This window comes from Stappia sp. TSB10GB4 (assembly GCF_900185745.1).
In the GTDB taxonomy this organism is placed as follows: domain Bacteria; phylum Pseudomonadota; class Alphaproteobacteria; order Rhizobiales; family Stappiaceae; genus Stappia.
Genome location: NZ_FYAV01000024.1, coordinates 71,497 through 84,072, shown reverse-complemented (window position 1 = coordinate 84,072; position 12,576 = coordinate 71,497). Strand labels below are relative to the sequence as shown.

The following is a 12,576-nucleotide window of genomic DNA, read 5'->3' as shown; positions in this document are numbered from 1 at the left end:
CGCTCCAACAAGGGGAACTCGCCAATGAGCGATGTGACTTCGTCTTCGACGATCCGCACAAGAATTCGGGAAGCATCCAGCCAGCTCACCGCAAGCGAACGCAAGATCGCCAACGCCATCCTTGCCGACTATCCCTTCGCTGGTCTGGAGAATATTCAGGAGCTTGCCGCCAGGACCGGCGTCAGCGCTCCGTCGATCACGCGATTTGTCAGCAAGATCGGCTGCGGCGGGTTCCAGGATCTACAGCGGCAGTTGATCGCCGAGCTGAAAGCCGGACAGAGCTCGCCTGTCGACCTGATGTCCAGCCAGACCCCGGTCGGCCACTCGGATTTTCTTTCGGAGTATGTGGCGCGCCTCTCGGCCGTGATGCAGGAAATGGTCGAGACCGTGCCGCAGGCACAGTTCGACAGTCTCGCCAGCCTCCTTGCGGACCCAACCCGCAACATCTTCCTGCTTGGCGGCAGGGTGAGCGACTGCATCGCCTCGTTCCTGTCCGTTCATCTCCGGCAGATTCGCAGCGGCATCTATCACATGGCCGACAATCCCGAGTTCTGGCCGGAACATGTGTTGCGCATGCGCAAGAAGGACGTGGTGCTGATCTTCGACTTCCGCCGCTATCAGATCAGCTTCTCCCGGCTTGCGAAATCCATTGCGGAACAGCGCGGAGCGACGATTATCGTCGTGACCGACAAGTGGATGTCGCCGGCGGCAAGACACGCCGATCACATCGTGGCGCTGCCGATCGATGCCGGCACGGCCTGGGATACGGCCGCGGCCGCCCTGGCCCTTGTCGAGGCACTGATCGTGCGCGTCTCCGAGACCGACTGGGAAGCCACACAAAAACGCATCAGGGACTGGGACGGCATTCGCTTCGCAATGCCCGGATACGACCAGGACAGACTGAACGGGGATGTCGATGAGACGTGAGGAAATGATGGTCGCCTGCTGCGGCGACCTTTCGGGCAAGGTGCGCGGCAAGGCTTTCCCTGTGTCGCAGTTCGACAAGCGCCTCAAGCGGGGCGTCGGCTGGACGCCGACCAACGTGCAGATCACCTGCTTCGATGCGATCGCCGACAGCCCGTTCGGCTCGCTCGGGGATCTCGTGCTCATTCCCGATCCCGCGACCCGCGTCAGCATCGAGAGCGAGGCGGGAGCGCCGAACGAGAACTTCGTGCTCGGCAACATCCGCTATCTCGACGGCCGCCCCTGGGAGTTCTGCACGCGCTCGATCCTCGAGGCCGCGCTCGCGCGGTTGAAGACGGTTGCGGGCGTGACGCTGTACGGCGCTTTCGAACACGAGTTTCAGATCAAGCAACTGACCGGGGAGATCGGCAAGGCCTTCACGCTCGCCGCTTTCCAGGAAGAACGCCATTTCTGCGAAGCCGTCGTCGCCGCCATGCGCGATGCGGGCGTGACCCCGGACACGATCCTGAAGGAATTCGGCGCCGGCCAGTTCGAGGTGACGATGGGGCCGCAAAAGGGCGTGACGATCGCCGACCATTCGCTGGTCACACGCGAAATCGTCGGTCTCGTGGCGCGTGAACTCGGCTACGATCCGACGTTCACCCCGATCCGCGATCCGGCCGGCGTCGGAAACGGCGTCCATGTTCACCTGAGCATGCTCGATGATGCGGGCACTCCGGTGACCCACGACCCGCAGGGCAAGCACGAGCTCTCCGACGTCGCCGGCATGTTCGTCGCCGGGATCCTGAAATATCTGGATGCGATCATCGCCATCACCGCCCCGAGCGTCGTGTCCTATCTCCGGCTGACGCCGCACCGCTGGAGCGCTGCCTTCAACAATCTCGGTTTTCGGGACCGCGAAGCCTCGGTGCGCATCTGCCCGGTGTCCGACATCAGCGACATCGCCCGCGCCGCCCAGTTCAATTTCGAGTTCAGGGCAGCGGATGCGGCGGCCAACCCGCATCTGGCCCTGGCGGCGATCGTGCATGCCGGTGTCCAGGGCATTGAAGAGCGATTGCCGGTGCCGGAGGCAACGCAGGAGGATCTGTCGCTGCTCGACGCCGACGCCCTTGCCGCCCGCGGCTTCATTCGGCTCCCGCAGACGCTCGAGGCCGCCCTGGAGCGGTTCGAAGGAAACCCGGTCGTTCGCGACTGGTTTCCCGCCGGGTTTACAGAAGTCTATGTCAAACACAAGAAGGGCGAGATCGCCTACCTGGACGGCAAGACGCAGGGCGAAATCTGCGCGGCCTACGAAGCTGTCTATTAGCGCGGCGACCCGCGCGATCCGAAACGCACCGCCGGTCCCCGAAGGGCCAAGCGACAGCCCTTCGGGATGCCGAAGACGTCACGCCACTCTATTTTTCCGAAACAAGCATCTGATATCCCTGGAGAAAGAAAATACTGGGGCGAGAATACCATGTGATCTGGGCCCTGGGGGCCCTGGGGTCCCTGCCGCTCAGCGCAGAGCCCTTGGATTGATTTTTGGCCCCATGCGGCCTGGTTTCCCGGTCTCCATTTGATGGCGTGTTCGTACGGCGTCATGTTACCGAGCGCCGAATGTGGCCGGGTGCGATTGCAGTCCTTACGCCACCTGGCGATGCCCGGCCTCGCCTGACCGAGGGTGGTGAACAGCGTCTCGTTCAGGCATTCGTCGCGGAAGCCGCCGTTGAACGCGTCCACCCCGGCGTTCTGGGCCGGTTTGCGCTCAAGCGAGGCGCGCGCCTGGATCATAGGCGATCCAGGAACTCAAGCACTCGGAGGGTGAGCAGCGCGGTCGCATCCGCGTCGTACGACGGAAGCGAACTGTCAGCGAAGTAGTGCTGATCGCCTGGGTACAGGAAGAGTTCCGCCTCCGCGACTTTCTCCACCAACTCGCGGGCGGCGTCGATATCGCCCTCGCCGACGAACATCGGGTCATTGTCCATCCCGTGGATTTGAGCTGCCACGCCGTCCGGCCAAGGCCCGAAAGCCCACTCGCCAGTTATCGGCAGGCAAGAGTGGAAGAGCAAGGCCCCACGGGCGCCGGGCCGGGTCTGCGCAAGCTGCTGTGCCGGCAGCACACCGAACGAGAACCCTGCGTAGACAAGTTCGAGAGGCAATCCGTCGGCGGCTCTGACGCCGCGCTCCCGCATTTCATCGAATCCCGTCTCCCCGATATAGGCAAGCCCCTCGTCGATACTTTGAAAGGTGAGCCCGTTGAACAGATCGGGCGTGTGAACGACGTGCCCCCCGGCTCGCAAGTCGTCGGCGAAAGCGCGCACACCCGGGGTCAGCCCCTGCGCGTGATGGAACAGCAAGACCTCAGCCATATGGAACCTTCCGGTTGGATGATCGCGGGCATGTCTGACCTGCTACTGCGCGACGAATGCCGTCAACATGCAGAGAGTATTGGAGCGCGGATCGGGACGGAAGGCGCCCGCGAAACAAACTGCAGCCATCAGCAAGGCGCGATCTTGAGACTTCCCGGAAACCAGCCTCGTTCATCCAGGTGCGAGAGAGACTTTCGGGGTATGAGCCACCGTGCCGGTAGGGGTTCAAAAAAGTCAGGTTCATGAAAACGCCTTCGAACGGCCCCATCCCCATCGGCGAGGTGCACCGCCACGGTCCGCGGCCTTGTACCTTCGCCTTTGATATCAGTGCCTTAAAAGCCGCGTCGGTGAGCTTGGACACTCCCCATTCTGATTTTTCAATGCCATAAGAGATTGATTTTATTTCAAAAAAACTTGCTTTGCCCGTCAGCGCCGAGGAGTAGGCCGTCAAAGCTGGCGCAGTCAACGCTCACCCTGCCATCGCCGATCGCCGCGATGGCGGACGTCCAAGACGCCATCCTGTGCTCTACGCGACCAGGCCCCGCATATGCTTCTCGAAGCGGAACATGTCGTCGTCGCCGGGCAGACCCGGCTCACTCGGACGGTGAGGATCCGGGTGGCCGGCGTGGTGGTATTCGACGATGTGGAAGCCGCAGACGTTGACGTAGAAGTGGATGTTGCGCTTCTCGAAGTAGGGCGTGTGGGTGATCCAGACCTGCGTATCCGGATACGCCGCCTCGATGGCGGCCCAGGCCTTGCGGCCGATGCCGCGCCCCAGTTCATCGGAGCGCACGTAGAAAAAATCGAGCGAGTTATGCTGCGTTTCGGTGTCGATCGACACCACGGCACCGCCGACCCAGCGGCCGTCTTCGAGAATCCGGTGAACGACGGCGTTCGGCGCCGCAAAGGAGGCGGCCACGTCGTCGTCGGACGGAATCGGGGCGTCATCGACCGATCCGAAGGTTTCCACGACCGCGACCGCGAAGGCGTCCTGAAGATCTTTGCGGAAGCGCGGCAGGTCGTCCTCGCGCGCGATGTCGAGGGTTACCTGGCCAGTTGTGGTTGCGGATTTCATCAATATTCTCCGAAATCTATGTTGAGATGCGGTTGGCCATTGGTCACGTTGTGACCGCTTCGGCAGTTTCTTGCTTCGTTTTCCGCCCAGCAAATCGCATCACTAGCGTGAAGAAGACAGGCACGAAGAGCACGGCAAGGACCGTGGCCGAGATCATGCCGCCGAAGAGGCCCGTCCCCAGCGCGTTCTGCATCTCGAAACTCGGCCCCTTGGCGACGACCAGGGGCACGATGCCGAGCGTGAAGGCAAGCGAGGTCATCACGATCGGCCGCAGGCGGAGGCGCGATGCCGCTATGGCCGCCTCCCCGAGGCTCCTGCCCTCCGCGTGCAGCTTTCGCGCGAACTCCACGATCAGCACCGCGTTCTTCGCCGACAGGCCGATCAGCGTGATGAGGCCGACCTTGAAAAACACGTCGTTTTCCATGCCGCGCAGGTGCATCGCGATGACCGCTCCGAGAATGCCCAGCGGCACGACCAGCATGACGGACAGCGGAATGGCCCAGCTTTCGTAGAGCGCTGCCAGAACCAGGAACACCACCAGGAAGGAGAAGGCGACGAGGATCGGCGCCTGCGCCCCGGCCTGGCGTTCCTGGAACGACTGCCCGGTCCATTCCACGCCATACCCACCCTGCAACTTCGATGCGAGGCGCTCGATCTCGGTCATCGCAGCACCACTCGACACGCCCGAGGCGGCATCGCCGGAGATGCTCAGCGAGGGATAACCGTTGTATCGGTTAAGCTGGAGAGGGCTGACCGACCACTCCGGCGTGACAACTTCAGCCAGCGGAACCATCCCGCCCTTGTCGTTGCGCACGTGAAGCTTGAGGACGTCTTCGACCTGCATGCGGTCCTTGGCTTCGGCCTGTATGATGACCTGCTGAAGCCGGCCCGCACGCGGGAAATCGTTGATGTAGGTCGAGCCCATCGCGGCGGCAAGCGTATCGCTGATCATCGAGAAGTTGACGCCGAGCGCCCCGGCCTTCGCGCGGTCGATGTTGAGGCGGACGCTCGGACCGCTCGGCAATCCGTCGACCCGGACGTTCTGCAGGAGCTTGCTGCCTCCCGCCAGCTTGATGAGGTCGTCGGCAACTTTCTGCAGCGCCTCCGCCCCGTTGCCGCTGCGATCGACAAGGCGCATCGCGAAGCCGGACGTCGTGCCGAGTTCCTCGATGGTGGGCGGCTTCATCACGAGGATTTCGCCTTCTGTCGTTTCCTGCATCGCCGCGCTGGCAGCCGCCACTTCTGCGTCGGTGCTGCCCGTCCGTTCGCTCCAGTCGCGCAGCGTCGTGAACGACATGGCGGTATTTGGTCCAGATCCGGAGAAGCTGAAGCCCATGACGGAGAGGTTGTTCGCAATATCGGGACGCGTCGCGACATGGCGGTCGAAGCCTTCCACGATCGCCTTGGTGCGCTCGGCCGTCGCGTCGGCCGGGAGCGTGTAGGACGTCATGAATGCGCCCTGGTCTTCGTCGGGCACGAAGGCGGTCGGCAACGAAGTGTAGCCGAAGGCCAGCGCGCCTACGATCGCGGCGTAGACCAGCATCACGCGCATACCGCGTTTCACCAGTGCTCCGACCCAGGCAGTGTAGCGGCCCGTCAGCCGCTCGAAACCGCGGTTGAACCACGCGAAGAAACCCTTGCGCTCGTGATGAGGCGCGACCGGCTTCAGGATCGTGGCGCAGAGCGCAGGTGTCAGGCTGAGAGCGAGGAAGGCGGAGAAGAGGATCGAGACCGCCAGCGAGACTGTGAACTGGCGGTAGATCGCGCCGACAGAGCCCGTCGCCAGGCCCATCGGCAGGAACACCGCGGTCAGCACCAGCGTGATGCCGATGACGGCGCCCGCGATCTCGCGCAGGGCGCGACGCGTGGCATCCCGCGGCGAAAGGCCCTCGGTCGCCATCAGGCGCTCGACGTTCTCCACCACGACGATCGCGTCGTCGACGATGATGCCGATGGCCAGCACCATGCCGAACATCGTCAGCGCGTTGATCGAATAGCCGATCATCCACATCACCGCGAAGGTGCCGAGCAGCGCGATCGGCGCGACGATCGCCGGGATCAGCGTGTAGCGGATGTTCTGGAGAAAGAGCAGCATGATGAGGAACACCAGCACCATTGCTTCGATCAGGGTCTGCACGACCTTGGTGATCGAGACCTTCACGAAGGGTGCGGTGTCGTAGGAGACCGCGTGAGTGACGCCGGACGGCATCGACGGTGCCAGTTCGGCCAGTCGCGCGCGTACACCCTCGGATGTGCTGACGGCATTGGCGCCGGGCGCGAGCTGGATCGCCGCCGCCGTCGCCCGCTTGCCGCCGTCGAAGATCGAAAAGCCGGAGGACTGGGCACCGACCTCGATGCGGGCGACGTCGCCGAGCGTCAGCTTCGATCCGTCGGTATTCGACCGCAGCACCACCGCTGCGAACTGTTCCGGCGTCTCGAGTTGTCCGCTGACACTGAGGGGCACGCTGATCGTCTGGCCGGGGACAGCCGGCTCCTCTCCGAGCCGCCCCGGAGCAACCTGAACGTTCTGCGTCTGAATGGCTTGAATGATCTCGGCCATCGACAGCGAGTAGGAGGTCAGCAGCGCGGGATCCACCCAGACGCGCATCGCTGCCTCCGAGCCGAACGACTGCACGCGGCCAACGCCGGGCACTCGCTTCAATTCAGGCGCAAGGCTTCGGGCGAGATAATCATCGAGCGCGAGAGGATCGACCGCGCCGTCGTCCGACCGCAGCGAGACGATCATGAGGAAACCCGAAGACGCAGCCTCCACGGACAGTCCGCCGCGGCGCACCTGCTCAGGCAGGCGGGGCTCGACCGACTTCAGACGGTTCTGCACGTCGACCTGAGCAAGCTCGGGGTCGGTCCCCGGCTTGAAGGTCACCGTGATGGAGGCGTTGCCGGAAGCGTCTGCCGAGGATTCGAAATAGAGGACGTTCTTGACAGCCGACAGCTCGCGCTCGATCGGCGCCGTCACGCTGTCGGTGACGGTCTGGGCGCTCGCGCCGACATAGCTCGCATTGATGCTGACGCTGGGCGGCGCGATCACGGGAAAGCGCGAGACAGGCAGTTGCGGGATCGCGACGATGCCGGCGATCGTGATGAAGATGGCGATGACCCAGGCGAAGACGGGGCGGTCGATGAAGAATTGGGGCATGGGGCGTCTCTACTGTGTGTCCGTCCGGACGACAGGCTGGTGCGCCACCGTCTGGAGCTTCATTCCGTCGGTCGCGCGATCCTGGCCCCGGACCACGACCTCGTCGCCGGCGCTGATGCCTGACAGGATCACGTACTGCCGGTCGACCAGCGGACCCAGTTCGACATTGCGGCGCCATGCCGACTTGTCGGCTCCGACGACCGTCAACTGCGGCCGGCCGGAGCTGTCACGCACGATGGCTTCCTGCGGCACCGTCAGGGCGTTGGGATGGACTGAGCGAGGGAGTCTTGCGCGAAGGTACATGCCGGGCAGCAGTTGATCATAAGGGTTCGGCACCTCGACGCGGATCGTAATGCTGCCCGTTCCCGGATCGACAGCGCTGTCGGAGAAACGGATGGTGCCTTGATACTCATAGGGCTTGCCCGTGATGGTGAGAATGTCGACCGGCAGCCCGCCCGCCTCGTCTGCCTGTCCGTTCGCAAGCGCCTCTTCGAGTGCCTCACGGCGCATCGACGGCTGGTGGACATCCAGGAAGAGGTGGTCCAACTGCTGGACGACGGCCATTGGGTTGGTAGCGCCCGCCGTAGCGAGTCCGCCTTCGGTGATGAGTGCTTGCCCCACCCGCCCGGCGATCGGGCTGGTCACGGTGGCATGGGCCAGCTCGAGCAGGCGACGCGTCAGGTTTGCCCGCGCCTCTGCCACGCTCGCACGCGCCTGTGCCAGCGCCGCCTTCGCGTCTCCCAGGGCGGCGGCGGTCGCGGTCCGGCTTTCGGCCAAGGCCTTGATACGATCATGCTTGAGGGAGGCGTTGAGCTCGTCAGCCTCAGCGCGCGCCAGCACCGCCGAAGCGGCCTCCACATCGGCAGCGAATGGCGCGGGATCGATCTCGAACAGAGGCTGGTGGGCAGAGACCTCGGAGCCCTCCTTGAAAAGCACCTTGCGGACGATCCCGCTGACCTGTGGCCGTATCTCCGCGGTGCGCCGCGCGGACACGCGTCCCGGCAACTCCTCGTAGACGACGACGCGACGGGGCTGGACGGTCAAGGTCGCCACGCGTGCGACCGCCGGTTCAGCCTGTTCCCGCGCACTTGCAGCCTGAGACGCTCGCGGCTCCCCGTTGTCGGAACAGGCGGCGAGAACCAGCAAGGCAATGCCGAGAACTGTGCGGGTGAAGTGCCTGCGGACACGCATCATCGGGACATCCTTCAAGACCATCGATCGCTCGAAGCGACGACGCCCATATCAACCCGGACCGTTTGCGCAATGTGGAGGTTTTATGGAGACTTGATGGACGAGAGGCCAAAGCACTCGACGGCAGTCGCTACGGATGGCATCCCTTGAGCAGGAGAACGCCATGGCCGCCCTTGTCCTGATTGCCGAAGACGACGAAGAAATCGCTTCTATCCTGGACGCCTACCTCCAGCGGGAGGAGTTCAGGACCGTGCTCGCCCGCGACGGCCGCACCGCCCTCGATCTCCATCTCGCTTTGAAGCCGGATCTCGTCCTGTTGGATGTGAACATGCCCCGTCTCGACGGCTGGGAAGTCCTGGCGGAACTTCGCCGGCGCGGCACCACCCCAGCCATCATGATCACTGCGCTCGACAAGGATATCGACCGCCTTCAAGGTCTTCGCATCGGCGCTGACGATTACGTCGTGAAGCCGTTCAATCCGATTGAGGTTGTGGCGCGCGCCAAGGCCGTGCTCCGGCGCTCGGGGCTGGCGACGGCGGGCGGCGTTCTGCGCGTGGGCGATCTCTCCATCGATCTCGATGGCTATCAGGCGAGCTTCGGGACCGGCAGCGAGGCCAGGCCGCTGGCGCTGACCCTGACCGAGTTCCGCATCCTCGCCCATATGGCGCGCAACCCCGGCAAGGTGTTTACGCGCGGCGAGCTTGTCGATGCTTGCCTCCCCGGATCGGACGCCCTGGACCGGACGGTGGACAGCCACCTCAGCAAGCTGCGCAAGAAGCTCGAACAGGCAGGGGCACACGGGCTCCTGCCCGGCGTTCGCGGCATCGGCTACAGATTGTCGGCGTGACGATGGACGCGCGCACTGGGCTGAGCCGTCAGATCCTTATCGCCATGTCAGCGATCACCGTCCTGGCTGGCATCCTCGTGTTCTTCGGCACCTATCTCATCTACTCGGTTTTCGTCGCCGTCTATCCATTGCCGGAAGCGGATGGCTGGCTGACATCACTTGACCTCGTGATCTTTGCCGTGTTGGTCCTCGTCACCCTTCCGATTGCCGCCTTGGTGGCGCTGCGGCTCGCGCGCCGCATCCTCGATCCGTTGGAGTCGCTGGCCCGCAGCGCTCGCCAGATCGCCGCTGGCGACCTGTCGGCCCGGGCTACGGCAAGCGACAAGGCGCTGGGCGAAACGGCCTCACTCGTCGGCGACTTCAACACGATGGCGCAACGACTGCAGGACATGGCCGCCGACATGGCGCTGTGGAACGCGACGATCGCACACGAACTGCGTACACCGCTGACCATCCTCAAGGGGCGCCTCCAGGGGATCATCGACGGGGTGTTCGAACCGGACGAGCCCACGCTTCGACGGCTGATCCTTCAGGTCGACGGCCTCGCCCGGTTGGTCGAGGATCTGCGCACGGTGACGCTTGCCGATAGCGGCCATCTCGATCTCCGTATCGTGCCGACCCGCCTGGCCCAGGAGGTCGAGGAAATCGCCGCGCTCCTATCGCCCGATCTGGCTTCAAGCGGTTTCGCTCTGGCGCTCGACCTCGACGACATCGTTGTCGACGCGGATGTGACACGCGTGCGTCAGGCGGTTCTCGCCCTGATCTCGAATGCGCGGCGCCACGCCATCCGGGGCACGATCACCATCAGCCTGAAGGCGGTTAACGGAACAGCGGTGCTCGCCATCTCCGACCAAGGACCAGGCATCGACACCGATCTAGTCGGCCGGGTGTTCGACCCGTTCGTGCGCGGCGATCCCGAGCGTGCGAAGGAAACTGGAGGAAACGGGCTCGGTCTCTCCGTCGTGCGCGCGGTCATGGAGGCGCATGGGGGAAATCTTCGGTACAGGACCGCGTCAGGCGGCGGCGCACTCTTCGAGATGGATTTTGCAGCATCCAAGGAAAAGCGCTCTGCCTTTGAGGCGTATAGCTCGCTGGCTCGTAGCAGTGTCACCGACCCGCGCACCCGTTCTTAGCCCTGAGACCACGGCAGCTTGACTTGTGGAAGATTTGAGCGCTGACAGAAGGCTGGTTGGAATTACCCTGCACTTCAATGTGTTATGGCGTATCGGAGCGTAGAAATGGATACTGCCGGAGGGGCCAAAATCATTCCCACTCGATGGTGCCCGGCGGCTTCGAGGTGATGTCGTAGGTGACCCGGTTGATGCCCTCGACCTCGTTGATGATCCGCGTCGCGGTTTCGCCGAGGAACTCGTGGCTGAACGGGTAGTAATCCGCCGTCATGCCGTCGACCGAAGTCACCGCGCGCAGGGCGCAGGCATAGTCGTAGGTCCGCCCGTCGCCCATCACGCCGACGGTGCGCACCGGCAGGATCGCCACGAAGGCCTGCCAGATCTCGTCATAGAGCCCATGGCGGCGGATCTGGTCGATATAGACCGCATCCGCCTTGCGCAGGATGTCGAGCTTGGCCCGCGTGATCTCGCCGGGACAGCGGATCGCAAGGCCGGGGCCGGGGAACGGATGGCGGCCGATAAAGCTGTCCGGCAGGCCGAGCTCGCGCCCGAGCGCCCTCACCTCGTCCTTGAACAGCTCGCGCAAGGGCTCGACCAGCTTCAGGCCCATCTTCTCCGGCAGGCCGCCGACATTGTGGTGGCTCTTGATCGTCACCGACGGGCCGCCCGAGAAGGACACGCTTTCGATCACGTCCGGATAGAGCGTTCCCTGCGCCAGGAACTCGGCACCCTCGATGCTGTTCGCATGCTTCTGGAACACGTCGATGAACAGCTTGCCGATGGTCTTGCGCTTCACTTCCGGGTCGCTGACGCCCTCCAGCGCCGACAGGAACAGCTCCTGCTCGTCGGCATGGATCAGGCGGATATTGTAGTGGTCGCGGAACATCGCCACGACCTCCTGCGCCTCGCCGAGACGCAGCAGGCCGTGATCAACGAAGACGCAGGTGAGCTGGTCGCCGATCGCCTCGTGGATCAGCACCGCCGCAACCGAACTGTCGACGCCGCCGGACAGGCCGCAGATCACCTTCTTGTCGCCCACCTGCTCGCGGATCTTGCGGATCGCCTCCTCGCGATAGGCGCCCATCGTCCAGTCGCCGGTGAAACCGGCCTGTCTGACGAAGTTCTCGTAGAGCCGCCGGCCGTTCGGCGTGTGGTGCACCTCCGGGTGGAACTGCACCGCATAGAAGCGGCGGGCCGGATCGGCGGTGATGGCGAAGGGCGCGTTGGGCGAGGTGCCGAACACTTCGAAGCCCGGAGCAAGCCGGCTGACATGGTCGCCATGGCTCATCCAGACCTGCTCGCGCCCCTCCTCGAACCAGCCGTCGAGGAACGGCAACCGCTGCTCGGTCGGTGTCACATAGGCGCGGCCGAACTCCGCCGTGCCGCCGCCGCCGGAGATCTTGCCGCCCTCCACCTGGCCGCCGAGATCCTGCATCATCACCTGCTGTCCGTAGCAGATGCCGAGGATCGGCACGCCGAGCTGATAGACGGAGGCCGGCGGGCGCGGCGATCCCTCGCGGACCACCGAGTCCGGGCCGCCGGAGAAGATCACCGCCTTTGGCCGGAACTCGGCCAGGAAGGCGTCGGTGACGTTCTGGAAGGGATGGATCTCGCAATAGACGTTCAGCTCGCGCAGCCGCCGCGCGATGAGCTGGGTTACCTGCGAGCCGAAATCGATGATGAGGAGCTGGTCGGTCATGGGCAGCTAATAGCCAAAGCGCCGCAGGTTTTGAACAGGAATCTTGTCCTCACGGCCCTGCGCCTGCCGCAATGCCGCAATCTCGCCGGACGGCTGCGGATAACTGCGGGAACGGGCGTGGGAACTTTGACCATGCGGGCGAAGAACCCTACGCTCCCGCAATGACCTGCCCTCCGGAGGCGCGGCCGAATCGCCGCGACCCGAG

9 protein-coding genes and 1 pseudogene are annotated in these 12,576 nt (G+C 64.2%); 4 read left to right on the top strand and 6 right to left on the bottom strand.

Annotated features, from left to right (window positions below):
• The first annotated feature begins 24 nt into the window (after window positions 1–24).
• On the top strand, window positions 25–927 hold the full coding sequence (locus TSB10GB4_RS02340) for a MurR/RpiR family transcriptional regulator (RefSeq protein WP_186394426.1): 903 nt from the start codon (window positions 25–27) through the stop codon (window positions 925–927).
• Entirely contained in the window at window positions 917–2,230 is a 1,314-nt protein-coding gene (locus tag TSB10GB4_RS02335) for a glutamine synthetase family protein (RefSeq protein ID WP_244296422.1), read from the top strand. The genes TSB10GB4_RS02340 and TSB10GB4_RS02335 overlap by 11 nt, the downstream gene beginning before the upstream one ends.
• Before the next feature lie 242 nt (window positions 2,231–2,472).
• Here the strand turns inward: TSB10GB4_RS02335 and TSB10GB4_RS24010 are convergent.
• The 5 genes and pseudogenes from TSB10GB4_RS24010 to TSB10GB4_RS02310 all read right to left on the bottom strand — a co-directional run.
• Window positions 2,473–2,691, bottom strand: a pseudogene (locus tag TSB10GB4_RS24010) (transposase); the annotation flags it as partial.
• Window positions 2,691–3,272 carry a dienelactone hydrolase family protein gene (locus TSB10GB4_RS02325; protein WP_186389141.1) on the bottom strand — a complete coding sequence of 194 codons (582 nt, stop codon included), beginning with the start codon at window positions 3,270–3,272 and terminating at the stop codon, window positions 2,691–2,693. The pseudogene TSB10GB4_RS24010 and the gene TSB10GB4_RS02325, both read right to left, overlap by 1 nt.
• A gap of 526 nt (window positions 3,273–3,798) precedes the next feature.
• The gene (locus TSB10GB4_RS02320) at window positions 3,799–4,347 is read right to left on the bottom strand and encodes a GNAT family N-acetyltransferase (RefSeq protein WP_186394395.1); all 549 of its coding nucleotides are present in this window, start codon (window positions 4,345–4,347) and stop codon (window positions 3,799–3,801) included.
• 43 nt (window positions 4,348–4,390) lie between these two features.
• On the bottom strand, window positions 4,391–7,504 hold the full coding sequence (locus tag TSB10GB4_RS02315; protein WP_186394394.1) for a multidrug efflux RND transporter permease subunit: 3,114 nt from the start codon (window positions 7,502–7,504) through the stop codon (window positions 4,391–4,393).
• A gap of 9 nt (window positions 7,505–7,513) precedes the next feature.
• The gene (locus TSB10GB4_RS02310) at window positions 7,514–8,698 is read right to left on the bottom strand and encodes an efflux RND transporter periplasmic adaptor subunit (protein WP_186394393.1); all 1,185 of its coding nucleotides are present in this window, start codon (window positions 8,696–8,698) and stop codon (window positions 7,514–7,516) included.
• Between the two features lie 160 nt (window positions 8,699–8,858).
• Here TSB10GB4_RS02310 and TSB10GB4_RS02305 point away from each other — a divergent pair, with 160 nt between their 5' ends.
• On the top strand, window positions 8,859–9,542 hold the full coding sequence (locus TSB10GB4_RS02305) for a response regulator (protein ID WP_186389146.1): 684 nt from the start codon (window positions 8,859–8,861) through the stop codon (window positions 9,540–9,542).
• A gap of 2 nt (window positions 9,543–9,544) precedes the next feature.
• The gene (locus TSB10GB4_RS02300) at window positions 9,545–10,675 is read left to right on the top strand and encodes an ATP-binding protein (RefSeq protein ID WP_186394424.1); all 1,131 of its coding nucleotides are present in this window, start codon (window positions 9,545–9,547) and stop codon (window positions 10,673–10,675) included.
• Window positions 10,676–10,805: 130 nt separating this feature from the next.
• Here TSB10GB4_RS02300 and guaA read toward each other — a convergent pair whose 3' ends face one another.
• Window positions 10,806–12,371: a glutamine-hydrolyzing GMP synthase gene (guaA, locus tag TSB10GB4_RS02295; protein WP_208984359.1), complete on the bottom strand. Its 1,566-nt coding sequence runs from the start codon at window positions 12,369–12,371 to the stop codon at window positions 10,806–10,808.
• Window positions 12,372–12,576: the final 205 nt, after the last annotated feature.

Bases quoted from the DNA above. Each gene is read 5' to 3' on its own strand.
- TSB10GB4_RS02340 (WP_186394426.1), top strand. From the start codon at position 25: ATGAGCGATGTGACTTCGTCTTCGACGATCCGCACAAGAATTCGGGAA.
- TSB10GB4_RS02335 (WP_244296422.1), top strand. From the start codon at position 917: ATGAGACGTGAGGAAATGATGGTCGCCTGCTGCGGCGACCTTTCGGGC.
- TSB10GB4_RS02325 (WP_186389141.1), bottom strand. From the start codon at position 3,272: ATGGCTGAGGTCTTGCTGTTCCATCACGCGCAGGGGCTGACCCCGGGT.
- TSB10GB4_RS02320 (WP_186394395.1), bottom strand. From the start codon at position 4,347: ATGAAATCCGCAACCACAACTGGCCAGGTAACCCTCGACATCGCGCGC.
- TSB10GB4_RS02315 (WP_186394394.1), bottom strand. From the start codon at position 7,504: ATGCCCCAATTCTTCATCGACCGCCCCGTCTTCGCCTGGGTCATCGCC.
- TSB10GB4_RS02310 (WP_186394393.1), bottom strand. From the start codon at position 8,698: ATGATGCGTGTCCGCAGGCACTTCACCCGCACAGTTCTCGGCATTGCC.
- TSB10GB4_RS02305 (WP_186389146.1), top strand. From the start codon at position 8,859: ATGGCCGCCCTTGTCCTGATTGCCGAAGACGACGAAGAAATCGCTTCT.
- TSB10GB4_RS02300 (WP_186394424.1), top strand. From the start codon at position 9,545: ATGGACGCGCGCACTGGGCTGAGCCGTCAGATCCTTATCGCCATGTCA.
- guaA (WP_208984359.1), bottom strand. From the start codon at position 12,371: ATGACCGACCAGCTCCTCATCATCGATTTCGGCTCGCAGGTAACCCAG.